Source organism: Streptomyces sp. NPDC027962 (assembly GCF_055566095.1).
In genome coordinates, this window is the sequence record NZ_JBVHTA010000006.1 from 167,152 (window position 1) to 193,284 (window position 26,133).

Sequence of the window (26,133 nt, forward strand, 5' to 3'; positions counted from 1 at the left end):
ACATACGCGCACGAAGCAGTGAGGCGGGCCACCCGGTTCGGGTGGCCCGCCTCACTGCTTCTTCTGTGGAGCTAAGGAGAATTGAACTCCTGACCTCCTGCATGCCATGCAGGCGCTCTACCAACTGAGCTATAGCCCCTTGCTGTGTGCCGCGCTTCCGGGTTCCCCCGCGGCGACGTAGAGAACATTAACGCCCTCGTCGGCGCATCTCCAAATCGTTTGTGCGGCCGCCCGATCGGCACCGCGATGCCCCCTTTGCGCACAGCTTCACGATAGGGGCGAACGGGATGATCCGGGCGGGTGGATCAGGCCGTTGCAAACGAGTAGAAGCGCTTCAGGGTGCAGTGCTCGTCCAGGAGCCTGCCGTAGATCGGCTCCCCCTCGAGCTCGCGGTACGTCTCGATGGGGTCGCCTTTTATGATCAGCGCCCGCGCGCACTCCTCGCACCAGTACTGGTACTCGGGATTCACCGGATCCATGTCCCTGACGATGGGCGTACCACTGCCGCACCAGTCGCATTTCCGCCTGTGGGCACCCATCACTCAGCTCCAGCTGTGGCCGCAGGCCGTGCACACGTAGCGAACGCCGCCGTTGTCACCGAGGACCTGAGCGACATGGACAGAACCACAGGAAGGACAGCTGAGGCGAGCACAGCCCTCCGCCGTGGCAAGCAGGTCATCGGCAGCCTCCCCGGCTTCCTCGCCGCTGGCGGACATCGTGCGCTCCCTCCCGTACCGCCGGTGTCCCCTCCGGCCGTCCGATTCTGCCACGGCCGGGCACCGCGGTCAGCGGCGTTCGCGTACGAGATCGGCCACGACTGCCGGAAGCCGGGCCCGTCCCCGGCGACAAGAAAAGATCCCGCCCCCTGGCGGGGACGGGATCCGAGTGTGGAGCTAAGGAGAATTGAACTCCTGACCTCCTGCATGCCATGCAGGCGCTCTACCAACTGAGCTATAGCCCCGCGTGTTCTTCGCGCTCCGCGCTGCGAACAAGAAGAACTTTAGCCTGCGACCTGCCGGAAAGTGAAATCCGGGTCCGGCCCCGCGGAAGCGGTGTGCGGCGGGCGCAGGCGGGCGGCCTGTGCCGGCGGCAACAGAGCAGGGCCGCGCCCGGCCGCGGCCCATCTCCGGCGAACGCGAGTGCCCGGACCGGGTGGACGCGTGCGGCCCGACTCGAGTGCCGCCAGTGGCCCGCCTTCACCGGTGACCAAGGTGCGGCTCGGACGGCGCGAGAGACCCGGCTCGGGCGACGCACGTGGCCCAATGGCGGCAAGGGAAGAGAGACCCCGCCTCCGCAGTCGACGGCTCGGCTCAGACGGCGCGAGAGCCCCGGCTGGGGCGACGCACGCGGCGGACTCGGGGCAGCACGTGATGCCCTTGCCCCGGCGAGCACGCACGACCGGCTCAGGCGTCGTGTCCCAACTGGCCCCGGCACGGCGTCAGACCCACCTCGGGCCTGGCGGAGACCCGGCCCGGCGCCGCGTACCGCTGGCCCCGCCCCGGGCGCCTGAGCCCCCCCTCAGGTGTCGTCGCCGAGCACCGGCTCCGGGAGGGTGCCCGCGTTGTGCTCGAGCAGCCGCCAACCACGCGCGCCCTCGCCCAGCACCGACCAGCAGCAGTTCGTGAGCCCGCCGAGGCTCTCCCAGTGATGGGCCTCGAGCCCCAGCAGCCGGCCGATGGTCGTGCGGATGGTGCCGCCGTGGCTGACGACGACGAGCGTTCCGTCGTCTGGCAGCTTCTCCGCGTGGTGCAGCACCACTGGAGCGGCCCGGTCCGCGACCTCGGTCTCCAGCTCGCCGCCGCCGCGCCGGACGGGCTCGCCGCGCTTCCAGGCCGCGTACTGCTCGCCGTACTTCTCGACGATCTCATCGTGGGTCAGGCCCTGCCAGGCGCCCGCGTAGGTCTCGCGCAGAGCTGCATCGTAGGAGGTGTCGATGCCGGTGACGCCGGCCAGCTCGCCGGCCGTCGCCGCCGCCCTCTTCAGGTCGGAGGCGACGATCGCGTCCGGGTTCAGGGAAGCGAGCAGCCGGGCGGCGCGGCGCGCCTGGGCGACGCCGGCCTCGGTCAGCTCGATGTCCGTGGAGCCCTGGAAACGGCGCTCCAGATTCCACGCGGTCTGGCCGTGGCGCCACAGGACGATGCGGCGGCCGCGCCCACGCTTCGACGTCGCGGTGCCGCCGCCGGCGCCACCGCTGCTGATGCCGTTCAGCTCCGGTCCCCTTCCGTGTCACCGCCAGTGAGCCTGGCGTGCTCTTCCGCCTTGCCGCGGGTCTTGCGGGCATCCTCCGGCAGCGAGAGCTCGGGGCAGTCCTTCCAGAGCCGCTCGAGGGCGTAGAACACGCGCTCCTCGCTGTGCTGTACGTGCACCACGATGTCGACGTAGTCGAGCAGGATCCAGCGGGCATCGCGGTCGCCCTCGCGGCGCACCGGCTTGGCGCCGAGCTCCTTGTTCAGCCGCTCCTCGATCTCGTCGACGATCGACTTGACCTGACGGTCATTGGGTGCGGAGGCGAGCAGGAAGGCGTCGGTGATGGAGAGCACATCGCTGACGTCGTACGCGATGATGTCGTGCGCGAGCCGGTCGGCCGCCGCCTGGGCGGCGGCGTTGACGAGCTCGATGGAGCGATCCGTGGCGGTCACAGGCAGGCTTTCGTCGGCGGTAGAGAACCCTTCAAGGGTCTCACGGACCGCCGACAGTCCACGCAGCGATGGTCATGGCCCTGCCGGCGCCCGGCTCACTCCGGTTCTTCGGTCTTGAAATCGGAGCCGAGGACAACCGAGACATCGGCGTTGGTGGCGGCCTTGCCCTTCTTGACGGCACTGGCCGGCAGGCCGAGCGTCTTGGCGACCTCCTCCGCCTTCGCCTTCTGCGCCTCGTCGCCGTAGGTGACCTGTGTGGAGGTGGCGGTTTCGGCCTTGCCGCTGTCGATGACGGAGTAGCCGCCGTTGACAAGCAGGACCCTGGCCTTCTCCGTGGCCGCGTCGTTCCCGCTGCCGTTCCTGACGCCCACACGGACCGCGGCGCCCTGCTCCGGTGCGCTGACGGATCCACCCAGGACGTCCTTGACCACACTGTTCGCGGCCTGGTCGGTAAGCGTGCCGTCCTCCTGCACAGGGAGCACGGCCGTCTTGTAGTCGCCGCCCTTGGCATGTTCGGCGAGCTTGGCGAGGGAGCTTCCGAGGTCCCGCTCGTTCAGCGAGGGGTCGAGGATCTGCGCCAGCGTCTCCACGATGACGGTCGCCGACTTCGGATCGTCCGGAAGCTTCTTGAGCACCGCCTGCATGACCTGGCCGAAGCGCAGCAGCTGCTTCTCCTCGGCCTCCCCTGCCCCGCGGTGGGTGGCGTACGCGACGGCCGCCCGTCCGCTCAGCGTCTGGTTCTCACCCTTCTTCACCAGGGGCGCTTCGCCCTTCTTCGCCCCGGGGACCTCGGCATCGGTGTCCAGGTCGATCGTGCCGACCAGCTCGACCAGGTTCTCCAAGTACGGGGTGTCGAGCCGCCAGGTGCCCGAGATCTTGGCGCCGAGCAGGGTGCCGATCGCTTCGCGGGTACCGGTCGACCCGTCGTCCTCGACGGATTTGCCGAGGTTGGTGGCGGTGCCGTCGTCATTGGCGACGGAGAGAGTGTTGGGGAGCAGGACGGTGGTGCCCTGCCCGGTGGTGGCGTTGTCGACGAGGAGGGCTGTGGAGGTGCCCTTCCTCTTGGTGTTGTGCAGGTGCAGCACGATCACGTCGCGCTTCTGCGGGCCGGCCGCCGCCTCGCTCTTGGCCTCGGAGCCGGACAGACCGGGCAGCTTGCCGGCGTACCAGAGGTAGCCGACGCCGCCGACGAGTACGAGGGCCAGGGTGACGACAAGAGCGACGGCGCGGTTGCGGCCGCGGCGTTTGGCCTCCTCACGGCGCTCGGAGCGGCTCTCGGTGAACTTCAGCCAGTCGATGACGTCTTCGGAGTCCTCGTCGGGCTCCTCGATGAACGAGAACTGCTCGGTCTGGTAGGGCCGCCCCTGCCCGTCCTCGGTCCTGCGCTGCTCCGGAACGGCGGCGCTCTGCTGCGCCGCCCGCGCGGACGCAGCCGGCCGCTGCTCCGACGCCTGCTGCTGCGGGATGCTCCACTGAGCGGTGGTGTCGACGGTCGGCTGTGTGCCGGTGTCGTAGCCGTACGCGTCCTGCCCGTCCCGGCCCTCGCGTCCGTAGCCGCCGGCCTGCGGCTGGGCCGGGTACCTCTGCTGGGCGTACGGGTCGTGCCGACCCGGGTTGGCGGGGCCCTGGGGCTGCGGGGCGTACGGGTCGTATCCGTACCCCTGGTCGCGGCCGTAGTCCTGCGAGCCCTGTGCCTGGCCGTAATCCCGGTCAGCGCCGTAACCCTGCTCAGAGCCGTAGCCCTGGCCCGAGCCGTAGGTCTGCGCGGATCCGTAGCCTTGATCGGCTCCGTAGCCTTGATCGGCACCGTAGCCGCCACCGCCCTGCGGGGCCTGGCCGCCCGGTGGCGTCCGGCCGCCCGGCTGCGGGGAGTGGTCGTCCTGCTGCTGTGCGTAGGAGTCGTAGTGCTGGGGCTGCTGATAGACCGGCTGCCCGTACTCGTCGTAGCCGACGATCTGCGGCTGGTAGTACGGGTCGTACGGGTTCTGCTGGTCGTTCACCGCTGCCCCTCTCCCGTGGCTCACTCGCCGCGGTACAACTGGCGCTTGTCGATGTAGCGCACCACACCGTCCGGCACGAGGTACCAGACCGGGTCCCCCTGGGCGACTCTCTCCCGGCAGTCGGTCGACGAGATCGCCAGTGCCGGAACCTCCACGAGGGACACACCGCCCTCGGGCAGCCCGTCGTCCGTCAGATCATGGCCCGGGCGGGTCACGCCGATGAAGTGGGCGAGGGAGAACAACTCGGCGGCGTTGCGCCAGCTGAGGATCTGGGAGAGCGCGTCGGCACCCGTGATGAAGTACAGGTCTGAGTCGGTGTTGAGGGCACGCAGGTCCCGCAGCGTGTCGATCGTGTACGTCGGCCCGCCGCGGTCGATGTCGATCCGGCTCACCGAGAACTGCGGGTTGGACGCCGTGGCGATGACCGTCATGAGATAGCGGTCCTCGGCCGGTGACACGTTCTTGTGGCTCTTCTGCCACGGCTGCCCGGTCGGTACGAACACCACCTCGTCGAGGTGGAAGAGTGCCGCCACCTCGCTCGCGGCGACCAGGTGCCCGTGATGGATCGGGTCGAACGTCCCGCCCATCACACCGAGCCGGCGCCTGCCCGATCCGGAGCCGGAGCCGGAGCCGGGGCCGGGGCCCGTGGCCACTTTCTGCTCTCCCATGCGTGCAGAGCCTACTGGCACCGGCCGCCGGCCAGGACTCAGCGGTCGCGGTTGAAGCGGGTGGTGATCCACAGCAGCAGGAGCAGCGCAAGCAGGGCGCCGCCGCCGGTGACGTAAGGGTTGAGGCTTTCGTGATTGCCGCCGTGCTCGGCGCCCTCGGCGAGGGTGACCAGGTTGGCGGCGGCGCTGGTGAGGCTCATCTTCAGCAGGACCTATCGGGAGTCGGAGCGGAGAGACGTCGCGCACATCGTATGCGGGCGGCCCGGGCACGCTCACGCCGACTCAGTCGTTGTGCTTCCCGCAGACTCCGTCGACAGGGCTTTCACAGTTGTCCACAGGCCGCACCGTGCCGCGTTCCCAGCCCCTACGCTGGGGGCCGTCAGGGGGACGAGCGAGGACTCGCACCAAACAGGGGGCACCATGACCGACAACCACGAACAGGTACCGAGCAGGCAGCGCAAGCGCTTCCCGGACATCTCCTCTCGGGCGTACGAACACCCCGCGGACCGCTCGGCGCTTGTCGCACTGCGCAAGCTCAGCGGCTTCGACACCGTTTTCAAGGCACTCAGCGCGCTGCTGCCCGAGCGCAGCCTGCGACTGCTTTTCCTCTCCGACTCGGTTCGGGTGAGCGACGAGCAGTTCGCGCATCTGCACGACATGCTGCGCGACGCCTGCTACATCCTGGACCTGGAGAAGGTCCCCGCGATGTATGTGACGCAGGACCCGCGTCCCAACGCCATGTGCATCGGCCTGGACGAGCCGATCATCGTCCTCACCACCGGGCTCGTGGAGCTGCTCGACGAGGAGGAGATGCGGGCGGTCGTCGGCCATGAGGTCGGCCACGCCCTCTCGGGCCACTCGGTCTACCGCACGATCCTGCTCTTCCTCACCAGCCTGGCCCTGAAGGTCGCATGGATCCCGCTGGGCAATGTGGCGATCATGGCGATAGTGACGGCGCTGCGGGAGTGGTTCCGCAAGTCGGAGCTGTCCGCGGACCGCGCCGGCCTGCTCGTGGGCCAGGATCTGCAGGCCTCGATGCGCGGCCTGATGAAGATCGCCGGCGGCAACCACCTGCACGAGATGAACGTGGACGCGTTCCTCAAGCAGGCCGAGGAGTACGAGGCCGCGGGCGACCTGCGCGACTCGGTCCTGAAGATTCTGAACGTGCTCCCCCGCTCGCACCCGTTCACCACGGTTCGTGCAGCCGAGCTGAAGCTGTGGGCCGAGAGCCGCGACTACCAGCGGATCATGGACGGCCACTACCCGCGGCGCCACGAGGACAAGGACACCTCGGTGACCGACTCGTTCCGCGAATCGGCCTCGCACTACGCCGAGTCGGTGCGTACCAGCAAGGACCCGCTGATGAAGCTGGTCGGCGACATAGCGGGCGGGGCCGGCGACCTCGGCGGCAAGCTGCGCGACAAGTTCATGGGCAACGGCGGCGCGCCCGGCGCGGGCACGGGCACCGCCCCGTCGGGCGGAGGGGGTCAGGGCGAGGGCTGAGCCTTCGGAGCGAGGGCCCCGCACAGTGCCGCGGTGGCCGGGCCCGTCGCATACGGATCGGTGCCGGCCGGCCCGTCCGAGCCGGCCCGTTCACCGGCGAGCAGCGGACGGAGTGTGCCGGAGGCGTCGGACGAGCAGGACTGGGGGCCGGCCTGCACGTAGCTGACCCGTACCTCCAGGCGGTGGTGCTGCAGGTCGTCCCGGTCGAAGCGGAAGTGCAGCTCGCGGCGGACGGTGAAGAGCGAGGCCTCGTCCGCCCGCGGGCCACTTGCCGCCGCCGGGCGCAGGGCGTAGACGAAAGTGTGGTCCGACGTGATCTCGAGAGTACCGGCCCCCGTCTCCGCGACGGCCAGCGTGCCCCGCACCCGTACGTGGGGATCGGCCAGCTCGATCTTCGCCGGGTCGAAGCGCACCAGCCAGCCCGTGGCGGCATGGCGGCCGTCGGCGGCCGGCGTGGCGACGCTCCGGTCGAACTGCGACAGCTGGTCCGGGTGGAGCAGCGTCCGTACGGGCTGGACCGCGTCACCGGTGAGGACGTCCGGGTCGAGTGACGACTTGACCAGATAGTCCTTGGTGGTCGCGAGCGCGGTCATCACCTGCCCCTCCGAAAAGTGACCGGTCCGGCGGACGGCAGGCATGGTGATCCCGGAGGCGCCGACGCGGAACTGGTCGGCCGGGCTGTGCGCGTAGAGCTCGTCGGATGTCCCTCCAGGCACCCGTCCCTGCGGCGCGAGCGGCACCAGGGTGATGCGCAACGGCTCCGCCTGCCGGACCGCGACCGGCTGGTAAGGATGCCGGACGCCCAGGTAGATCGCGGTGCCGAAGGCGATCACGACGAGCAGGACAAGCAGCAAGGCCTGCCGGGGCGCCCGCCTGCCCCTCCACACGGGGAGGCTGCGCACGGCGGGCGCGTGCTCGCCCATCCGCTCCGCGGCGGAGAATTCCTGCACTCGGGCAGCACGGACGAAAGACTCGTCGAAGACGACGGATCCGTATTCGTCCTCTCCACCGCCGGGGAGCCCCTCGGGAGTCCCCTCGGGCGGGTCTCCACGCCCAGCCATACTTTCAGGGTAGGTCCGGCAGGGGCACGGTAAACGCGCTGGTACACGACAAGTTCTGACAAGGCCTCACCGACTTGCGGGCCGCCTGCCCGGGGGGTATCGCAGCAGGCTGCGGTGCGGCCTGACGAGGGGCTCAGGGGGTGCGCGGGATCGCCGAGACGCGGGGTGCGGAGCGCTCGAGTGGCGCGGGGGCGCCGTCGCCCCGCCCGCTGACCGTGGCGCCCGTCGGCGGGGCGTCCACGCCGGTCCTGGCGGGCTGCGGCCCCGGTTCCTGACGGTTGTTGTTCGAGGCGCCGCGGTAGACGGCCGTGAAGGCGAGCGCGACCATCCCGATGCCCATCACCAGGGCCAGGATCCAGGCCACCGGCCGGTGCCAGCGGGCGCTGCCGCGGTAAGGGCGCAGCGCGCCGCCGTGCCGCCCGTAGGGGCCCGCCCACTCGCCGTCGGAGCCGACGTCCTCGTCGTCCTCTTCGTCGTCGTGGCCGCGGCTTCTGCGGTGTCCGCCGCCGTAGGCACCGTCGTAGAGGTCGTCGTCCGCGGAGTGGCCGCGCGGGCCGGAGCGGGAGGCCTCGGCCTCCGCGCGCGCCTGGGCTGCCGCTACCAGCCGCTCGACGGCGCTCGGTTCATGGATCCTGGCGGCCCGTACGAAGTCCTCGTCGAAGACCACGGTGGCGAAGTCCTCATCCGCGCCCCCGCGGTCGTCGTCGGGCTCCCAGCCGTCCGGGAACGGCCTACCCCCCACGTCGTCCGGCACGTCTTCAGAGTAGACCGGGAGGCTCGGTTTGGGCAGGGAGAGTGCAAATTCTCCCCGCCCGTGTGACGCGGGGCAGCACACCGCTGACGGTCATCGCGTGTGACCGTCGCCGGTCACGATGTACTTCGTCGACGTGAGTTCGGGAAGCCCCATCGGGCCGCGTGCGTGCAGCTTCTGGGTGGAGATCCCGATCTCCGCGCCGAAGCCGAACTGGCCGCCGTCCGTGAAACGCGTGGACGCGTTCACAGCCACCGTCGTGGAATCCACCAACTGGGTGAATCGGCGGGCCGCGGCCTGCGAGGTGGTGACGATCGCCTCGGTGTGGCCGGACGACCAGAGCCTGATGTGGGCGACGGCCGCCTCCAGCGACTCGACGACGGCTGCCGCGATGTCGTAGGAGAGGTACTCCGTCTCCCAGTCCTCCGTGGTCGCCGGCACGATCGTGGCCTTGGTCGCGTCCGTGTACTCGATCACGCGTTCGTCGCCGTGCACGGTCACGCCGGCGTCGGCGAGTGCGTCCAGCGCGCGGGGCAGGAAGGCGGCGGCGACGTCCTTGTGGACAAGGAGAGTCTCTGCGGCGTTGCAGACGCTCGGCCGCTGCGCCTTCGAATTGATCAGGATGTCGATGGCCATGCCGATGTCGGTCTCTGCGTCGACGTACACATGGCAGTTGCCGGTGCCGGTCTCGATGACGGGGACGGTGGACTCCTCGACGACCGTGCGGATCAGCGAGGCTCCGCCGCGCGGGATCAGCACGTCGACCATGCCGCGGGCCCGCATCAGCTCCCGCACCGAGTCACGGCTCTCGCCCGGCACCAGCTGCACCGCGTCGGCGGGCAGCCCGGAGCCGCCGACGGCGTCCCGCAGCACCCGCACGAGGGCGGTGTTCGAGGAGTACGCGGAGGACGAGCCGCGCAGCAGCACCGCGTTGCCGGACTTCAGGCAGAGCGCGGCGGCGTCGACCGTGACGTTCGGCCGGGCCTCGTAGATGATGCCGACGACGCCGAGGGGCACCCGCACCTGGCGCAGGTCGATGCCGTTGGGCAGGGTCGAGCCGCGCATGACCTCGCCCACGGGGTCGGGCAGTGCTGCCACATGGCGCACGTCGGCGGCGATGGCCCGCACCCGCTCGGGGGTGAGGGTGAGCCGGTCGATGATGGCCTCGCTCGTCCCGGCCTCGCGTGCGCGGGCGATGTCCTCGGCGTTGGCCTCGACGATCTCGCTCGTACGGACCTCGAGGGCGTCCGCCATCGCGAGCAGCGCGTCGTCCTTGGCCGACCGGGGCAGTGGCGCGAGGTCGGCGGCCGCTGCGCGGGCCCGGTAGGCCGCCTGGGCGACCGGGGACATGTTGTCGTACGGCGAGACCGAAGAGAGCGACGTCATACGTGCAGCGTAATGGGCCGTTGGCAGGCATCCATCCCGTATCCCGATCCGCGAGACGACGCACCACGACCGGACGGCATACCTCGGCGGCCGCAGGCGTCAGAAGGGGTGCACCCCTACCGGTGCGGCCGGCGGCGGGCCGTATCCCTCCGCGATGCGCTGGTGGTAGGTCTGCCGGTCGATGACCTCCAGGCCGACGATCTCCCAGGGGGGAAGTTTGGCCGTGGCACGGTGTTCGCCCCACAGCCGCAGGGCGACGGCCGCCGCGTCGTGGAGGTCGCGCGCCTCCTCCCAGTAGCGGATCTCCGCGTGATCGTTCGCGTACCGGCTGGTGAGCAGGAAGGGATGGTCGTGGGCCAGCTGCTCCAGGCCGCGCCGGACCTCCTTCAGCGGAGCCTCCGGGCCGGAGACGCTGAGGGTGATGTGCCACAGCTTCGACAGCACGCGTTCCTCCGTGCGGCTGCCGGGCAGAGCGCCGGTCTCCGCCGCGGCCGTGCCGGCCGCGGGGCCGTGCACGGTCGTCCGGTCTCCGCGTCCCGCCTCGGTCTCGGTCCGCAGGTCGGAAGGACTCTCGACCCGCCCGTCCCCGCGACCGTCCACAGCTTCGTCACCGCGCCCGTCACCGAAGTCGGCGCCCGCCCCGACACTGGTCAGGGCGCGCTCCTCGCCTCCCGTCCGGCGGACTTGGGGCGGCCTCCCGTTCCCTCGGGGCACATCCCCTGGGCGCGCTCGTCTCACCGGCCGCCTCCTGTTGCTGCGTCGCTGCGTCGTTGTTCCGAACCCCGCGTACCCCCGCGACAAAGTTGACCAGCCCGCGGCGTGGCATGGGGCGGTTTTGGTAAAGGTCTCTGCCAGAAGGCGGGCTTTCGCCGTCTTTCAGCGGGAAGGGAGACCCTTTCAGGGGTGAAGGACGACCAGATCGTCCCTGTGTACGACTTCCCGCTCGTACTCCGGTCCCAGCTCCTTCGCCAGCTCCCTGGTGGAACGGCCGAGCAGCTGCGGGATCTCCTTGGCATCGAAGTTGACCAGCCCCCGGGCCACTGCCCGCCCCGCCGCGTCCCGCAGCTCCACGGGGTCGCCCGCGCTGAACTCGCCGTCGACGGCGGCGATCCCGGCGGGCAGCAGCGACTTCCTGCCGTCCACGACCGCCCGCACGGCCCCGTCGTCGAGGGTGAGGGACCCCTGCGGGGTGGAGGCGTGCGCGAGCCACAGGAGCCGGTCGGCCGAGCGGCGTCGGGTCGCGTGGAAGTACGTGCCGGTGGTGCGGCCGGAGAGGGCGTCGGCGGCGCGGCTCGCGGAGGTGAGGACGACCGGGACCCCGGCGGCCGCGGCGATCCGCGCCGCCTCGACCTTGGTGACCATGCCGCCGGTGCCGACACCCGCCTTTCCCGCGCTGCCGATCTGGACGTGCGCAATGTCCTCCGGCCCGTGCACCTCGTCGATGCGGGAGGTGCCGGGGCGTGCCGGGTCGCCGTCGTAGAGGCCGTCGACGTCCGAGAGCAGGACGAGCAGGTCGGCGCGTACCAGATGGGCGACGAGCGCGGCGAGCCGGTCGTTGTCGCCGAAGCGGATCTCGTCCGTGGCGACGGTGTCGTTCTCGTTGACGACCGGGACCGCGCCCATGGCGAGGAGCTGGTCGAGGGTCCGGTAGGCGTTGCGGTAGTGCGCCCGGCGGCTTGTGTCGTCGCTGGTGAGGAGCACCTGGCCGACACGGACGCCGTAGCGGGCGAAGGAGGCTGTGTAGCGGGCGACGAGCAGGCCCTGGCCGACGCTGGCGGCGGCCTGCTGACGGGCCAGGTCCTTGGGGCGGCGGGCCAGTCCGAGCGGCGCGAGGCCCGCCGCGATGGCCCCGGAGGAGACCAGCACTATCTCCTTCTCGCCGCCACTGCGGATCCTGGCGAGCACGTCGACGAGGGCATCGACCCGGTCGGCGTCGAGTCCGCCGGCGGCGGTGGTCAGGGACGAGGAGCCGACCTTGACGACGATCCGGCGGGCCTCTGTCACCTGCGCCCTCGCTTCGGTGCGGTGCGCGGGCCGGGTCCCCGCCGAGTGTGCCGCGGTGTACGCGGCGACCTGTCGTCCATCTCGCCCTGAACCCTGCCCCGGGGTGTCGTCGGGGGTCTGTCCTGCCACGCTCTGCCTCGCCTCTGTCACAAGGCCGAATCTATGCCAGGGCGCGCGCCGCCTGCGCGGGCATTCCGTTCGGTGGACAGCGGATTTTGGCCACGGCCACGAGCCCGGGGCCGCCGGCACGCGGTCGGGTCGCTCCGAAGGGGACCGCTCCTAGCACGAGTTGCGTCGCACGCGAAGTGCGCGTTCCGGACAACCGATAGGGTGCTGGATGGGCGGTGGCCCCCGCGACCGCGTCGGCGCGCGCCTGCCTCCTGCCCCACATCTTCGACTCCGGTTCCCACAAGAGACGGGGCACAGTCGTGTCGGTCAAAGTGAGCGTCGTCATCCCGGTGTACAACCCCGGAAAGTACATCGATCCCTGCATCGACTCCCTCCTCGGCCAGACCCTGCCCGCCGAGGAGTTCGAGGTCGTGTTCGTCGACGACGGGTCCACCGACGACACGCCGGAGCGTCTCGACAAGCTGGCGGCACAGCACCCCCACTTCCGGGTGATTCACATTCCGAATTCCGGCTGGCCGGGCAAACCGCGGAACATCGGAGTCGCCGAGGCCAGGGGCGAGTACGTCCAGTTCCTCGACCAGGACGACCACCTGGGCACCGACGCGCTGCGAAGGCTCCACGCCATGGGCCACCGCAACGGCTCCGACATCGTCATCGGCAAGGTGGCCAGCAACTTCCGGGGGGTGCCGCACGGCGTCTTCCGCACGAACCGCGAGAAGTGCACGCTGCGCAACGCTCCGCTGTTCGACAGCCTCACGCCGCACAAGATGTTCCGCACCGAGTTCCTGCGCGAGAACGGCATCGCCTACCCCGAGGGCAAGCGCCGCCTCGAGGACCAGCTCTACATGATGAAGGCGTACTTCCCCGCTCAGGTCGTCTCCATCCTCGGCACGTACACCTGCTACCACTACTCCAAGCGGGACGACGGCAAGAACGCCGGGTCGGCCAAGCTCGTCCCCGCGGGTTACTACGGCAACCTCCGCGAGGTCCTCGAGGTCGTCGTCGCCAACACCGAACCGGGCCCGCTCCGGGACCGGGTGCTGCGCCGCTTCTACCGCGTCGAGATGCTCGGCCGCCTCAGCGAACCGGCGGTGCTCAAGTACGACGACGACTATCTGCGCGAGATGATCGAGGCGGTGCGGCCCCTCGCCCTGGAGTTCATGGGCGACTCCGTGCACAACGGACTCGGCCCGATGCTCCGGATGCGCTCGGCCCTGCTGCGCGAGAACGACCCGCAGGGGCTGGTCCGGCTCGCCCGGCTGGCCTCCTCCGTCAAGGGCACGGTGCGACTCGAGAACGTCGCCTGGGAGGCCGACGGCCGGCTCGCCCTGACCCTCGCCGCACGCCTCGTGCACGGCGAGCAGCGCGTGCCGCTGAAGCTGCTGCGCCGCGACGAGCGGCTGTACGTCCACCCGGACATCACCTCCAGCTTCCTGCCCGACGGTGCCCTTCTCGACATCACCGACGACCTCGGCGGCTTCAAGGCCGAGCTGGCACTGCGCGACCGCGACAAAGCGGTCGAGTGGCCGTGCCCCGCCACGTTCGAGGCGCGGGTGGAGCTGCTGGACGAGGAGGACGGAACCTGCGAGATCGTGCAGCGCGGGACGGGCCGGCTGGCCTCCGAGGGCGGCCGCAAGGGCCGCGGCAGCCTGCCGCGCGGCTTCTGGGACGCCTGGGTGACGGTCCGCGGCCTCGGCCTCGTCCGCAGGGCGCGGCTGGGCGCCGAGCGCGCGGAGCACGTCGACGGCCAGTGCTTCCCGGCGCTGCTGTCCTCACCCGCGCGACCGGTCATCCCGTACTTCACCGACACGCACAGCAACCTCACACTGGATGTCGCGCGCCGCGGCAAGAAGGTCGTCCCGTATCTGGAGGGGCGTCCCGTGCTGCGGATGCCCGGGCGGTCGCAGCAACTGCGGCTCGACCTCTTCACCACGGGCAGCACCGGCCCCGCAACGGTCGAGGTGGTGCTGAGCAAGCCGTCCGACGCGGCGGCCGGCCCCGCGGGGGCGTCCGAGGCGCTGGAGACCGCGGTGGTGCACTCGTTCCCGTGCGCCCTGCGTCCGGCGCAGGGCCGCGCCCATCTGACCGTGCCGCGCCAGGTCGAAGGCGCCCCGGCGGGCACTTGGCAGCTAGGTGTACGGCTCGACGGCGACAAGGGCCGTCCCCTGCCGCTGTGCACGGCGGACGTGGACGGCCACGGTCGTATCCGGCTGGACGACAGCCTGCCTTCGCCCGACCCCGCGCTGCTGCGGAAGATCACCGCGCAGCGTCGGCGGGCGATGCTGCGCAGCGCCGCGCGGGCAGTCGCTGGACCGGTCGTCCGCCGGCTGCCGTCGGCCGGCCGCAAGAAGGTGCGCCGGCTGGCGGCGCGGCTGCTCGGCTGACCCGCTGCGATCCGGCGGCCGTCAGGCTTGACCCGCCCGGCCGATCCGCCCGGCCGATCCGCCGGGCCGACGATACGTGACCCGGAATGAGGACGTGATCACATGCGGCAGCTCTCCATCCCCGGTGCCTGGGTGCATGAGCCGAAGATCTTCCAGGACAGCCGCGGCAGCTTCCACGAGTGGTTCGGGGAACCGGACTTCGTCGGGTCCGCGGGCCATCGCCTGCACCTGGCCCAGGCCAACTGCTCGGTCTCCAGCCGTGGCACGCTCCGCGGCATCCACTTCGCCGACGTCCCGCCGAGCCAGGCCAAGTACGTCAAGTGCGTCCGGGGCGCCGTCCTGGACGTCGTCGTGGACATCAGGGTCGGCTCTGCGACGTTCGGGCAGTGGGAGGCGGTCCGGCTGGACGACGTGGACCACCACAGCGTCTATCTGTCCGAGGGGCTCGGCCACGCCTTCATGGCCCTGACGGACGACGCCTCGGTCGTCTACCTCTGCTCCGCCGGTTACGCCCCCGAACGTGAGCACGGTATCCATCCGCTCGACCCGGGTCTCGGCATCGAGTGGCCGGGGGGCATCACCCCACTGCTGTCCGACAAAGACGCGGCGGCACCGTCGCTGGCGGAGGCCGAGCGGCAGGGGCTGCTGCCGCGATACGAGGAGTGCGCGGCGTACGACACACAGCTGCGCGCGCAGGGCTGAGACACAGCTGCGCGCGCGGGGCTGAAACACGAGAACGACTCACGGCACGAGAACGCCCCGGGTCCGCCGGACCTGGGGCGTTCGCCGGGACCGCTCAGCCGGCTCAGTCAGCCGGTGAGCTTCTCGAGGCTCCTGCGCACCGGCGCGAAAGCCGCGCGTGGGCGGCGCAGCGCGCGCGCCCTGATCAGAGCGGGCCAGAAGTCGGCGCCCAGCAGCGCCTCGGGCTGGACGGCGTTCTTCCGGACGAGCACCTCGTCCGGGACATCCTGCGGGTCCGGTACGACGAAGTCTTCGATGATCTTGTCGTACGCGTCCTTGAGGACGGTGCTCTCCGGGTTGGCGCCGAAGACGGCCAGCACGCCCGTCGGGGCGGTGTCCACCTCGACGACGACGAGGTCCGGCCGGTACTTCCGCAGCACCTGGGCGACCTTGTAGACGTCGCCGGCCCAGAATTTGGTGTGCCGGTCCCGCGCGGCCTCGTCCACGTTCCTCGGCAGCATGTCGTCGAGCACGATCACGCTCGACCAGCGGGAATGCCGCTCGACGTTCATGAAGTCGCGCAGCGCGAACTCGAAGAGGTGCATTCCGTCGATGAACGACAGTTCCAGTTTCGGATCGCCGCCCAGCACGTTCATCGGGTCCCTGCGGGCGAGAGCGCGAAATGGATTGCGGCCCGTCCGCAGATGAACGAGCGGGTCCTTGCGGGCGAAGAAGTCGTCGCTGGTGGCCCTGACCAGATGCACGTCGCAGCTGATGCTCGTCACGACCCGGAATGCGGGGTCGACCGCGACGGAAGGAACCCGGGATAGCGCCAGGCTGCGCCCGTCGTTGACCCCGATCTCCAGATAGTTGCGGGGTTTGCAGGTGCGGTGCAGCTGACGCAGGAAGCCGTGGCGGTCCACCGATGGTGCCCTTCGCTGGGAATCAAATTGATTGATTCCCAGCGAAGTTAGCGTGTACGCAGCCCTGACGTAAATGTCTACCCGCCGGTAGCACCCGTTCCGCGCTCCGCTTCGAGCAGTGCGGGGAACGCCTCTGCGAGCGCCTCCCGCCAGTCGCGAATGGGTTCGATATCGGTGCCTTGCCAGCCCGTGTGCCCGAGCACGCTGTACGAAGGGCGGGGCGCGGGCCGGACGAACGCGTCGCTGGTCGTCCGGCGCACCCGGTCGGGGTCGGCGCCGAGCAGCCGGAAGATCTCCCGAGTGAAGCCGTACCAGGTCGTCTCGCCGCGGCTGGTGCCGTGGTGGACGCCCGCAGGCACGGTCCCGGCCAGCGCGCCCAGCCCCAGCCGCACGAGCAGTCCGGCGAGATCCGCGGTCCACGTCGGCTGTCCGCGCTGGTCGTCGACGACGTCGAGGGTGTCCCTGACGGCCTCCAGCCTGATCATGGTGCGGACGAAGTTCGGGCCGCCGGCGCCGTACAGCCAGGCCGTACGGACCACGTGGCCGGTCTCCGGCAGCAGGTCGAGCACCGCCCGCTCCCCCGCCAGCTTGGTGCGCCCGTAGGCGCTGCGCGGCGCGGTGGGGGCATCCTCCGCGTAGGGCTGTGTGGCGTCGCCCGCGAAGACGTAGTCGGTGGAGATGTGCAGCAGAAGCGCGCCGCTCTCCTTGCACGCCTCGGCCAGGACCCGTGGGCCCGTGCCGTTGACGGCGAGGGCGGCCTCCTCGTGCTCCTCCGCGCCGTCGACATCCGTCCAGGAGGCGCAGTTCACGACCACGACGGGCCGGTGCGCCGCCAGGGTGGAGCGCACGGCGTCCGGGGCGGTGATGTCGAGGTCCGCACGCGCGGCACCCACTGCGGGGACGTCCTCGACCGCCAGCCGGCCGAGGACGTCCCGGCCGAGCATGCCGCCGGCGCCCGTGACGAGCCAGGTGCTCACAGCGCCGCACGCTCCTTCAGCGGCTCCCACCATGCGCGGTTCTCGCGGTACCACCGCACCGTCTCCGCCAGTCCGCTCGCGAAGTCCTTGCGCGGCTCGTAGCCGAGCTCCGCGCGGATCTTGGTGCAGTCGACCGAGTAGCGCCGGTCGTGGCCCTTGCGGTCGGGAACGTACTCGACGGAGGTGTCCCAGTCGGCTCCGCACGCCTCGAGCAGCAGACCGGTGAGTTCCTTGTTGGACAGTTCGGTGCCGCCGCCGATGTTGTAGACCTGGCCCGGCCGGCCCTGGGTGCGGACCAGTTCGATGCCCTGGACGTGGTCGTCGATGTGGAGCCAGTCGCGGACGTTGCCGCCGTCGCCGTAGAGCGGGACCTTTTTGCCGTCCAGCAGGTTGGTGATGAACAGCGGGATGACCTTCTCGGGGAAGTGATGGTGCCCGTAGTTGTTGGAGCAGCGGGTCACCCGGACGTCCAGCCCGTGGGTGCGGTGGTAGGACAGCGCGATCAGGTCGCTGGACGCCTTGGCCGACGAATAGGGCGAGTTGGGCTCGAGCGGATGCGTCTCGGGCCACGAGCCCTTGTCGATCGAGCCGTAGACCTCGTCGGTGGAGATGTGCACGAAGGTCCGGACGCCCGCCAGGTGGGCGGCGTCGATCAACGTGTGGGTGCCGACGACGTTCGTACGGACGAACTCGGCGCCGCCGTCGATGGAACGGTCCACGTGCGACTCGGCCGCGAAGTGCACGACCTGGTCGTGCTCCGCCATCAGCTTCCCGACGAGTTCGGGGTCGCAGATGTCGCCCTGCACGAAGTCGAAGCCCGGACGAGTGCGGACCTCGTCGAGGTTGGCCGGGTTCCCCGCGTAGGTGAGCTTGTCCAGCACGGTGACGGCCACGTCGCCGGGGCCGCCTGGTCCGAGCACCGTGCGGACGTAGTGGGAACCGATGAAACCGGCGCCACCGGTCACCAGGATCTTGGTTGTCATGAGGAGATCTGTACCTTGCTGTGGTCGCCGAGCACGAGTCGGTGGGAGGCGGGGTTGCGCGGAGCCGGGGTGACCTCGACGTCCCGGCCGATCAGCGAGGCCTCGATGCGCCGCACCCCCGTGATCGACGCCCCGCGCAGAACGATGGAGTACTCGATCTCACTGTCCTCGATCCGGCAGCCCTCCGAGACGGAGGTGAACGGACCGACGTACGAGTCGCTGATGACCGTGTCCGCGCCGATGATGGCGGGCCCGACGATCCGGCTCCGGCTGATCCGCGCGCCCTCCTCGATACGGACCCGGCCGATGATCTCGCTGCTGTCGTCGACGGAGCCCTCGTCCTGCGCCTCCATGACCTCCAGCACCGAGCGGTTGACCTCGAGCATGTCGGTGACGTTGCCGGTGTCCTTCCAGTAGCCCGCGATGGTCGTGGACCGGACGTCCCGCTGCTGGTCGATGAGCCACTGGATGGCGTGCGTGATCTCCAACTCGCCGCGCCAGGACGGCTCGATGGAGCGGACGGCCTCGTGGATGGCCGGGGTGAAGAGGTAGACGCCGACGAGCGCCAGATCGCTCTTCGGTTCCTTCGGTTTCTCCTCGAGACCCACGACGCGGCCGTTGCCGTCGAGTTCCGCGACGCCGAAGGAGGTCGGGTCGGGGACCTTGGTGAGCAGAATCTGCGCGTCGGGCCGTTCGGCGCGGAATTCGTCGACGAGACCGCTGATGCCTCCGACGATGAAGTTGTCGCCGAGATACATCACAAAATCGTCTTCACCGAGGAAGTCCCTGGAAATGGCCACGGCGTGCGCGAGACCGAGTGGCTTCTCTTGCGGAATATATGTGATCTTCACACCGAACGGGGAACCGTCGCCGACCGCTGCACGGATCTCCTCCGCCGTGTCGCCCACGATGACGCCCACATCAATGATCCCGGCCTCGGCAATCGCCTCCAGACCGTAGAAGAGCACCGGCTTGTTCGCGACAGGGACCAATTGCTTGGCCGATGTGTGTGTAATGGGACGGAGTCGTGTTCCTGCTCCTCCGGAGAGTACGAGTGCCTTCACTGTCCCTGCCCTAGAGTCGGAAAAGTGTTCAACCGAGCGGATTCCGCCCCGGCATCTCGATGTTACCTACGTCTCACGTTCCGCTTTCCTCTTTCCGGACCTCACACTCCCGCGCAGTCGCCGCATCCGTCTGCGGATCCCGCTCACCGCGCGCCGCGCGAAAGGCGGTTTCGGCCTGGGCGGCGCCACGCGCCGGCCGCCCGACCAGTCGGGCACGGTCACGGCGTAGGCGCTGTCGGGGATGTCCGTGCGGCGGTCCTGGAAGTGCGGGTAGGCGAGGTACGGACGGGCCGCGCGCCCCAGGTGGACGACCTCGGGCTCGGCGCCCCTCGCGGTGAACTCCAGCATCTCCTGGAGCAGGTCGAGCCGGCCCATGGCGACGCAGGTGAGGACCAGCCGCTCGCCGACCTTCATCTGGGCGGCGACTCCGTCGGTCCAGTACGCCTCGGTCATCGGGGCGGCGAGCTCCATCTTGCGGCGCCGGTCGGCCTCCGGCTGCCTCAGCAGTCCGGGCCCGAACTGCTGGAGCAGTCCCACCGTGAAGGGCCTGACCATCAGCAGGTCCCGCTTTCTGCCCGGCGGCTCGAGCCGTGCGATCAGCCGCATCAGGGCGTGGATCGCCTCGAAGCGGGTGGCGTAGTCGCCTCTGTGTGTCGCGTGTTTGCCGTCCTCGCGGCCCACGAGGTGGTAGCAGTCGTAGTCGGCGACGACCGAGACGCCGCTGCCGGAGAGGTACGCCTCCATGGTGAAGAGCGCGTCCTCACCGGTCGCCAGGGTCTCGTCGAAACGCAGGTCGAGCCGGGAGAGCAGTGAGCGCCTGAACAGCTTCTGGGCGCTCAGCGCGTAGATGACCCGGGAGGTGTGCACCTCGGCGTGTTCCAGGGTGCGGGTGAACATCGACCGGGGCACACCGCGGCCCACGCCCACCATCCTGCCGAGCACGACGTCCGTCCCGGCGCGGTCCGCCATGGCGACCATCCGCTCGAGCGCCTCGTCGCCGAAGTAGTCGTCGGCGTCGAGGAAGAAGACGTAGCGGCCCCGGGCGAGGCCCAGGCCGACATTGCGCGGGCCGCTGGGGCCACCGGAGTTGGGCTGCCGCACCACACGGGTGGGCACCTTCGACCTGGCGGCGAACTCCTCCAGGTACTCCCCCGTGCCGTCGGTCGACCCGTCGTCGACGGCGACGAGCTCAATGCGGTCGGCGCCCAGGGTCTGCGACTCCACCGACTCGAGGCAGCGGACCAGGTACGGCATGGCTTCGTAGGCTCCGACGACAACCGTGACGTCGGGCACAGGATTGTCACTCATAGAGCTACAAGACAACCCGATCCACGCAAAGGTTGCAGCGCGCGACTCTCCGGGCAAAGGTGGCCATGTCGCGGGGCACTCGACCGCCGGGGCCGCCCCGTAGGGGTAGCGCCGAGGTAAGCCCAAAAGGGGCCATGGGACGATCCGCGTCGGCGCCGGGGCGGGCGTACCGCTCCAAGGAGCGGACGGAGGCGTGCCGGGAGCGCGCCAGCAGCATCGGGGTGGATGTGCTGCCCAGGTGACGCCGACAGGATCACGAGACACCAGTGAGCCGGCTTCGAGATTCGCCGACATGGGGCGTCTTGTCATAGCGGGTGGCCGGCCCGCGCCGACTCCCGACTGCTGGAGGGCTCCGGCGCCGACATCCCCGCCACTGTCACCGAGCTGCCCGAGGGCGCCGGCGACGACACCGGCTCGGGCCTGCCCGAGGGCGCCTTCCAGCTGCCCAACGACGCTCGCCAGGCGTGCTTCATCGGCGCCGCCCCGCCGGCCGGGCACGGCCCGCACCGCTACTTCGTCGTGGTGCACGCCCTCGACGTCGAGTCCATCGGTCTCCCGGCCGACGCCACCCCGGCAGTTCTCGGCTTCACCATGGCCGGCCACATACTCGGCCGCGCGGTCCTGACCGCCACCGCCGAAACCCCCGCCTGACCACCAGCATGTCCCAACTCATCGACACCACGGAGATGTATCTCCGCACCGTCCTCGAGCTGGAGGAGGAAGGCGTGGTCCCCATGCGCGCCCGCATCGCCGAGCGCCTGAACCAGAGCGGCCCGACGGTCAGCCAGACTGTGGCACGGATGGAGCGGGACGGTCTGGTGGCCATCGCCGGCGACCGGCACTTGGAGCTGACCGACGAGGGCCGCCACCTGGCGACACGCGTGATGCGCAAGCACCGCCTCGCAGAGTGCCTGCTCGTCGACGTCATCGGCCTGGAGTGGGAGCAGGTCCACGCCGAAGCCTGCCGCTGGGAGCACGTGATGAGCGAGGCCGTCGAACGTCGCGTCCTGGAGCTGCTGCGGCACCCGACGCTGTCGCCCTACGGCAACCCGATCCCGGGCATGGAGGAGCTCGACGGGAAGAGCACGGTGGATCCGTTCCTCAACGAGAGCATGGTCAGCCTCAGCGACCTGGAGCCCGGGCCGAACGGTGCGCGCGCGGTCGTACGGCGCATCGGGGAGCAGATTCAGACCGACCCCCAGCTGATGTACACCCTGCGGCACGCCGGAGTGCAGCCCGGCGCGGTCGTGAGCGTGACGTCATCGCCCGGCGGCGTGATGGTCGGCAGCGGCGGGGAGGCCGCTGAAATCCCCCGGCAGACTGCCGCGCACGTCTTCGTGGCCAAGCGCTGAGCCCAGCCGGGTGCGGGCCCGTTGCCGTGGCCCGTGCGGGCACGAGGGTGGCCCTGGACCACGATCGCGGTCCAGGGCCACCTCGTTGCGGCAACCGCACGACGTCACCACGACCAGGGGGCGCGACGCCCCGGTTTCAGCGACATCTGCGAATAGCGGAGCAATTTCGGTATTCAGGCGGCTTGGCCAAGGCCAGCGGCAGTCAGGTCCTGCTCGCGCAGCGGGGTGAACTCGACGTCGAGCTTCGGGTCGTATGCCCTGGGCTCGATGCCGAGTTCATGCGAGATCATCCCGTGGCCCTTTGGGGCTTGTCTCGGCGATCCCCCCGTACGGGAAACGGCCTGGCGGCGCCCCCCGGAAGGGGACGCCGCCAGGCCGTGAGCGCTGTGCTTCGTGAACCTGCTCCGTGGACCGTCAGCCGCTGACGGTCGAGTCGTCCAGACCCGGCGCCTGCTCGGGCTCCGCCGCGAGCCGCTGCTGCAGGCCCACGTTGCGCGCCTCCGCCTTGGCGGCCAATGCCTGGACCGCCGCGTCGAACTGCTCCATGGAGGTCGGCTCGTCCGGTCCGAGCAGGTACTCCTTGAGCTCGTGCCGGGCGTCGGCGCGCGTGTCCGCGGCGCGGTCGGTGACGGCCACCAGGAGCTCGTCGAGCTCGGCGGCGCTGTTGGAGAGGATCACCGCGGCACGTACGGCCGTGTTCTGGCGCTTGAACTCCGCCTCGCCCAGCCCTGCGGAGTCGGTGACCGCGTACGGCTTGCCGCTGGCGATGTAGTCCGAGACCACGCTGGAGATGTCGGAGACCATGCCGTCCGACTCGTTGAAGCAGTCGTACAGCCGCGGCTCGGGGCCGGCGATGACCTTGTGCTCCCACCAGCCGAAGGACCGCCAGTACGCGGCGTTCCACTCGTCCTTGAGCTGAATGATCTCGGCCTCGCGCGCGGGGTCCGCGATCGAGTCGCGGGCCTCTTCCGCCTCGTCCCTGGCAATGTTGGACGCGCCCGACAGCTCGGCGAGACGCGCCTCGATGCGCTGCAGTTCGGCACGGGCGGCAGCCTGGTCGGCGGCGTGCGCGGCGGCTTCCTCGACCCACCGCGGTTCGCTCGCGCGTGCGGCGGCGGCCTGCTCGATCATCGCCGTGATCCGGGCGTCGACGGCCTTCGCCTTGAGGCTGCGGGTGCCGGTGAACGGGTGCGGCTTGTAGAGCACCCGCACCGGCTGCTCCGCGTTCAGCAGCCGCTTGACGATGTTCTCCCCGGCCAGCAGCAGTGAGGTGTTGCCGGGGTTGTCGTCCCAGCCCTCCCAGGTGGGGGCGTAGAGCACCGTCGGGATGGGCTTCAGCGGCGCGCCCGTCCAGGTCCTGATGGGGGCGAGCTGGGGGCGGCCCACCTCGACGATGTCCTCGCTGCGCACCCCCACGTCGGCCAGGGCGTACCGGTCGCGCCCGGCCCGGCCCGCCGTCCAGACCTCGTCGTAGACCTTGCTGTACGGGTTGACGCTGGCCAGCTTGTCGCTGTCGCCGTGGCCGATGAAGACGTGCTTCATGGTCGGCACGCGCAGCATGTGGATGTTCTTGCCGACGTTGGCCGCGTAGAGCGCGACGCGCACTGTCGACAGGTCCAGGTTCATCAGGTGCACACCGCCGGGCACGCAGACGACCGGCACGGACGTGGTGCCGAGCTGGGGCACGATGCTGCGCTCACGCAGGAAGATCAGCGGCCGGCCGTCGATCTTCGCCATGGTCTCGAGCCACATGTTGACCTGGTACGCCGACTCCTTGGAGCCGGAGAAGTACAGCATCACAGTCGGCTTGTACTCGCGCAGCCAGGCGTCGACGCCGGCGAGCACCTTCTCCGGTGACGCCATGAGACGTCCCGGGCGCAGGTGGGGCAGGAGCGCCGCCAGGTAGGCGAGCGCGAGCCCCAAGGTGAGCCCGAGGCCGGCGTAGGCGAAGACGTTCGCGTCGGTGGCGATCGCGATCAGTACGCCGATGAAGGAGAAGACGTCGAGGTGGAGCATCTTCTCCGCGGAGCGGTCCAGCAGCCGGCGCGGCGGCGCGTCCGGGATGCGCACACCGCTCAGGTCGATGTTGCGCGTGACCACAGGCAGCCTGCGGCGCAGCCGGATCAGCGTGACCATCGCGCCGTGCGGGGCCTGGAGGCCGTAGAAGCCGAGGAGGCAGGCGACCGTCACGTAGAAGACGGGCTCTTCCGCGTAGCCCATACGGGCCAGCAGCAGCACGAGCAGCAGCTGGCGGACGAGGAAACGGATCGACAGACCCGCACGAACCTTGGCGAGTCTGTTGATCAGATAACTCGACCGCTGATGCAGGAACTGGTCCGACAGATACGTCACGGCGACGGCCACGGCGAAGAACCAGAGATTGGGAATTATCGCCGCGACCATGACGCAGGGGAATCCCAACATCAGAAGAAGTGCGGCGGCCAGCTCTGATCCGCTGCCCACGCGAGCCATACGAATGGCTTTCGAAATCACGGAAGAACCTGCTCCAGGGGGTACCGACTGTTTGGCCTTGCGAGATGCCTTGCGAAGGACGTGTGAAGAACGCTCTCCACGGACTCGGGCCCCCGCAGTGCGCTGAACGGCGACTACAGAGGCCCGGATGTTCGAATGTCCAGAAGTATTACACATCTTCCTGACGGTCCAGCACGGACGCCAGGGCCTGCTCGAAGCCCGAGGCCTCCGACGCGCCGCGGGTCGGGTCCTGCTGGCGGACGTCGATGACGTGACCGGTCAGCTCGGACAGCAGCACGTCGAGGGAGGTGCGGGCCACGGCCTCCGACGACAGCAGCGAACCGGCGGGCTCGGCGCCGAACGCCTTGGTACGCATCGGGGTCGCGGTGCGCTCCGGGTTCACGCAGTTCACGCGGATGCCGTCGCCGGCCCACTCGTCCGACAGGGCCTGGGTGAGGTTCACCATGGCGGCCTTGGTGGAGGAGTAGAGGCTGTACTCGGCGCGGCCGCGGGTGTAGCTGCTGGACGTGTAGAGCAGCAGCTGGCCCTGGGTCTCCGCGAGGTACTTGTGCGAGGCCCGGGCGATCTGGACCGGCGCCAGGTAGTTGACGTTCAGCGCTTCCTGGATGGTCGCGTTGTCCGTCTCCGCCAGCTTGCCGATGCGCAGCACACCCGCGGTGTTGATCACGTAGTCGATCCGGCCGCTCTCCGCGTAGGCCTTGGAGAGGGCGTCGTCGACGTGCTCCGGGTTCTCGACGTGGGTGCCGGTGGTCGAGCGGCCCAGCGCGTACACCTTGGCGCCGTACGACTCGGCGAGCGCGGCGATGTCCGCGCCGATGCCGTACGAGCCGCCGAAGACGACGAGGGTCCTGCCGGCGAGCAGCTCGCGGTATGCGGCCTCGTCGGCCTGGCGCGGGGCGGCGGTGGAGGCGAGCTGGAAGAGCTTGTCGGCGATGAAGACGTCGACAGGCTGGGTGACCTTCATGTTGTACTCGTCACCCGCGACGACGTAGATCGGCACGTCCGGCAGGTACTTGAGCACGACCGAGCAGTCGTCGGTGGCCTGGAAGTTCGGGTCGCCGGCGGCGACCTCGTAGGCCCTGCGGATGGTGGAGAGCTTGAAGGCCTGCGGCGTCTGGCCGCGGCGCAGCCGGGAGCGGTCCGGGACGTCGGTGATGAACTCGCCGTCCTCGCCGTGGGTGCGGGTCACGATGATCGTGTCCGCGGACGGGATGGCGACGTCGACGGCCTGGTAGCGGTCCAGCGCGTCCACGCAGTCCTGGATGACCCGCTCGGAGAGCAGCGGGCGCACGGCGTCGTGGAACAGGACGTTGCGGTCCTCGCCCTCGGCCAGTCCCTCGCCCAGCGCGGCGATGGCGCGCTCGGTGGTCTCGTTGCGCGTCGAACCACCCTCGATGACCCTGGTGACCTTGGTCAGCCCCGCCTTTGCGACGATCTTCTCGACGTCGGGGACGTAGCCGGGCGCCATCAGCACGATGACGTCGTCGATGGAGTCCGCCTGCTCGAAGATCGACAGTGTGTGCTCGATGACCGCCTTGCCTGCGATCTTCAGCAGCTGCTTGGGGATCGACAGGCCCACGCGCTGGCCGGTTCCACCGGCGAGCACGACAGCTGTGGTTCGGGGTTTGGCTATGTGCTGCACAGACACAGACGACCTACCTTGCGAGGGCTGGGGGACGAAACTGATGGTTGCACTCTCCGTTACCGTCCCGCAAGGCGGGTGACGCCCACCCCACGGCGTGGAGAAACCTCCTGTTCACCGGGCGAACAGGAGGGACTGACGGTACCGGACGGGCCGCGACACGTGACAGACACCACACATCTGAG

Annotated in this window: 22 protein-coding genes, 2 tRNA genes and 1 pseudogene; 5 read left to right on the top strand and 20 right to left on the bottom strand. The window is 69.9% G+C overall.

Going from position 1 to position 26,133, the window contains the following annotated elements; genetic code table 11:
* Positions 1 to 66 precede the first annotated feature (66 nt).
* From ACZ4SA_RS08210 to ACZ4SA_RS08245, 8 genes are all read right to left on the bottom strand, one after another.
* Positions 67 to 139: transfer RNA gene (locus tag ACZ4SA_RS08210), tRNA-Ala, on the bottom strand.
* Between the two features lie 166 nt (positions 140 to 305).
* Positions 306 to 539 (bottom strand): hypothetical protein, encoded by a 234-nt coding sequence (locus tag ACZ4SA_RS08215; protein WP_026277450.1) that lies wholly within the window; start codon positions 537 to 539, stop codon positions 306 to 308.
* A 349-nt stretch (positions 540 to 888) separates the two neighbouring features.
* Positions 889 to 961: transfer RNA gene (locus ACZ4SA_RS08220), tRNA-Ala, on the bottom strand.
* Positions 962 to 1,518: 557 nt separating this feature from the next.
* Positions 1,519 to 2,208 (bottom strand): histidine phosphatase family protein, encoded by a 690-nt coding sequence (locus ACZ4SA_RS08225; RefSeq protein ID WP_468271244.1) that lies wholly within the window; start codon positions 2,206 to 2,208, stop codon positions 1,519 to 1,521.
* The gene (gene rsfS / locus ACZ4SA_RS08230; protein WP_468271087.1) at positions 2,205 to 2,639 is read right to left on the bottom strand and encodes a ribosome silencing factor; all 435 of its coding nucleotides are present in this window, start codon (positions 2,637 to 2,639) and stop codon (positions 2,205 to 2,207) included. The genes ACZ4SA_RS08225 and rsfS overlap by 4 nt, the downstream gene beginning before the upstream one ends.
* Before the next feature lie 95 nt (positions 2,640 to 2,734).
* Positions 2,735 to 4,639 carry an LCP family protein gene (locus ACZ4SA_RS08235; RefSeq protein ID WP_468271089.1) on the bottom strand — a complete coding sequence of 635 codons (1,905 nt, stop codon included), beginning with the start codon at positions 4,637 to 4,639 and terminating at the stop codon, positions 2,735 to 2,737.
* Positions 4,640 to 4,659: 20 nt separating this feature from the next.
* Positions 4,660 to 5,307 (bottom strand): nicotinate-nucleotide adenylyltransferase, encoded by a 648-nt coding sequence (gene nadD, locus ACZ4SA_RS08240; protein WP_468271091.1) that lies wholly within the window; start codon positions 5,305 to 5,307, stop codon positions 4,660 to 4,662.
* A gap of 38 nt (positions 5,308 to 5,345) precedes the next feature.
* Positions 5,346 to 5,507 (bottom strand): hypothetical protein, encoded by a 162-nt coding sequence (locus ACZ4SA_RS08245; protein WP_356639208.1) that lies wholly within the window; start codon positions 5,505 to 5,507, stop codon positions 5,346 to 5,348.
* Positions 5,508 to 5,727: 220 nt separating this feature from the next.
* Here ACZ4SA_RS08245 and ACZ4SA_RS08250 point away from each other — a divergent pair, with 220 nt between their 5' ends.
* Positions 5,728 to 6,810: a M48 family metallopeptidase gene (locus ACZ4SA_RS08250; RefSeq protein ID WP_468271093.1), complete on the top strand. Its 1,083-nt coding sequence runs from the start codon at positions 5,728 to 5,730 to the stop codon at positions 6,808 to 6,810.
* On the opposite strand, the gene ACZ4SA_RS08255 is transcribed toward ACZ4SA_RS08250, so the two are convergent.
* From ACZ4SA_RS08255 to proB, 5 genes are all read right to left on the bottom strand, one after another.
* Positions 6,795 to 7,871, bottom strand: a complete 1,077-nt coding sequence (locus ACZ4SA_RS08255; RefSeq protein WP_468271095.1) for an SCO2583 family membrane protein — start codon at positions 7,869 to 7,871, stop codon at positions 6,795 to 6,797. The genes ACZ4SA_RS08250 and ACZ4SA_RS08255 overlap by 16 nt on opposite strands.
* Before the next feature lie 133 nt (positions 7,872 to 8,004).
* Complete coding sequence (locus ACZ4SA_RS08260) at positions 8,005 to 8,625, bottom strand: SCO2584 family spore wall biosynthesis protein (protein ID WP_468271097.1); 621 nt, start codon at positions 8,623 to 8,625, stop codon at positions 8,005 to 8,007.
* A gap of 90 nt (positions 8,626 to 8,715) precedes the next feature.
* The gene (locus tag ACZ4SA_RS08265) at positions 8,716 to 10,008 is read right to left on the bottom strand and encodes a glutamate-5-semialdehyde dehydrogenase (protein WP_468271099.1); all 1,293 of its coding nucleotides are present in this window, start codon (positions 10,006 to 10,008) and stop codon (positions 8,716 to 8,718) included.
* A gap of 99 nt (positions 10,009 to 10,107) precedes the next feature.
* Complete coding sequence (locus tag ACZ4SA_RS08270; protein ID WP_468271101.1) at positions 10,108 to 10,746, bottom strand: hypothetical protein; 639 nt, start codon at positions 10,744 to 10,746, stop codon at positions 10,108 to 10,110.
* 159 nt (positions 10,747 to 10,905) lie between these two features.
* On the bottom strand, positions 10,906 to 12,012 hold the full coding sequence (gene proB / locus ACZ4SA_RS08275; protein WP_468271103.1) for a glutamate 5-kinase: 1,107 nt from the start codon (positions 12,010 to 12,012) through the stop codon (positions 10,906 to 10,908).
* Between the two features lie 428 nt (positions 12,013 to 12,440).
* On the opposite strand from proB, the gene ACZ4SA_RS08280 reads away from it, so the two are divergent.
* Together ACZ4SA_RS08280 and rfbC are read left to right on the top strand one after the other, a co-directional pair.
* Positions 12,441 to 14,525 carry a glycosyltransferase family 2 protein gene (locus ACZ4SA_RS08280; RefSeq protein ID WP_468271105.1) on the top strand — a complete coding sequence of 695 codons (2,085 nt, stop codon included), beginning with the start codon at positions 12,441 to 12,443 and terminating at the stop codon, positions 14,523 to 14,525.
* 102 nt (positions 14,526 to 14,627) lie between these two features.
* A complete protein-coding gene (gene rfbC / locus ACZ4SA_RS08285) occupies positions 14,628 to 15,227 on the top strand; it encodes a dTDP-4-dehydrorhamnose 3,5-epimerase (protein ID WP_468271107.1) in 600 nt (199 codons plus the stop codon).
* Between the two features lie 107 nt (positions 15,228 to 15,334).
* Here rfbC and ACZ4SA_RS08290 read toward each other — a convergent pair whose 3' ends face one another.
* From ACZ4SA_RS08290 to ACZ4SA_RS08310, 5 genes are all read right to left on the bottom strand, one after another.
* A complete protein-coding gene (locus ACZ4SA_RS08290) occupies positions 15,335 to 16,129 on the bottom strand; it encodes an O-methyltransferase (RefSeq protein ID WP_468271108.1) in 795 nt (264 codons plus the stop codon).
* A gap of 77 nt (positions 16,130 to 16,206) precedes the next feature.
* Complete coding sequence (gene rfbD / locus ACZ4SA_RS08295; protein WP_468271110.1) at positions 16,207 to 17,139, bottom strand: dTDP-4-dehydrorhamnose reductase; 933 nt, start codon at positions 17,137 to 17,139, stop codon at positions 16,207 to 16,209.
* Entirely contained in the window at positions 17,103 to 18,089 is a 987-nt protein-coding gene (rfbB, locus tag ACZ4SA_RS08300) for a dTDP-glucose 4,6-dehydratase (protein WP_468271112.1), read from the bottom strand. The genes rfbD and rfbB overlap by 37 nt, the downstream gene beginning before the upstream one ends.
* Entirely contained in the window at positions 18,086 to 19,153 is a 1,068-nt protein-coding gene (locus ACZ4SA_RS08305; RefSeq protein ID WP_468271114.1) for a glucose-1-phosphate thymidylyltransferase, read from the bottom strand. The genes rfbB and ACZ4SA_RS08305 overlap by 4 nt, the downstream gene beginning before the upstream one ends.
* A gap of 66 nt (positions 19,154 to 19,219) precedes the next feature.
* Positions 19,220 to 20,461, bottom strand: coding sequence for a glycosyltransferase family 2 protein (locus ACZ4SA_RS08310; protein ID WP_468271116.1), 1,242 nt, complete (start codon positions 20,459 to 20,461; stop codon positions 19,220 to 19,222).
* A 357-nt stretch (positions 20,462 to 20,818) separates the two neighbouring features.
* On the opposite strand from ACZ4SA_RS08310, the pseudogene ACZ4SA_RS08315 reads away from it, so the two are divergent.
* Together ACZ4SA_RS08315 and ACZ4SA_RS08320 are read left to right on the top strand one after the other, a co-directional pair.
* Positions 20,819 to 21,112 (top strand): annotated as a pseudogene (locus tag ACZ4SA_RS08315) (YbhB/YbcL family Raf kinase inhibitor-like protein); the annotation flags it as partial.
* Positions 21,113 to 21,120: 8 nt separating this feature from the next.
* Positions 21,121 to 21,813: a metal-dependent transcriptional regulator gene (locus ACZ4SA_RS08320; protein WP_468271118.1), complete on the top strand. Its 693-nt coding sequence runs from the start codon at positions 21,121 to 21,123 to the stop codon at positions 21,811 to 21,813.
* A 414-nt stretch (positions 21,814 to 22,227) separates the two neighbouring features.
* On the opposite strand, the gene ACZ4SA_RS08325 is transcribed toward ACZ4SA_RS08320, so the two are convergent.
* Both ACZ4SA_RS08325 and ACZ4SA_RS08330 read right to left on the bottom strand, forming a co-directional pair.
* The gene (locus tag ACZ4SA_RS08325; RefSeq protein WP_468271120.1) at positions 22,228 to 24,285 is read right to left on the bottom strand and encodes a hypothetical protein; all 2,058 of its coding nucleotides are present in this window, start codon (positions 24,283 to 24,285) and stop codon (positions 22,228 to 22,230) included.
* A gap of 169 nt (positions 24,286 to 24,454) precedes the next feature.
* Positions 24,455 to 25,954: an SDR family NAD(P)-dependent oxidoreductase gene (locus tag ACZ4SA_RS08330; protein WP_468271122.1), complete on the bottom strand. Its 1,500-nt coding sequence runs from the start codon at positions 25,952 to 25,954 to the stop codon at positions 24,455 to 24,457.
* Between the last annotated feature and the right edge of the window lie 179 nt (positions 25,955 to 26,133).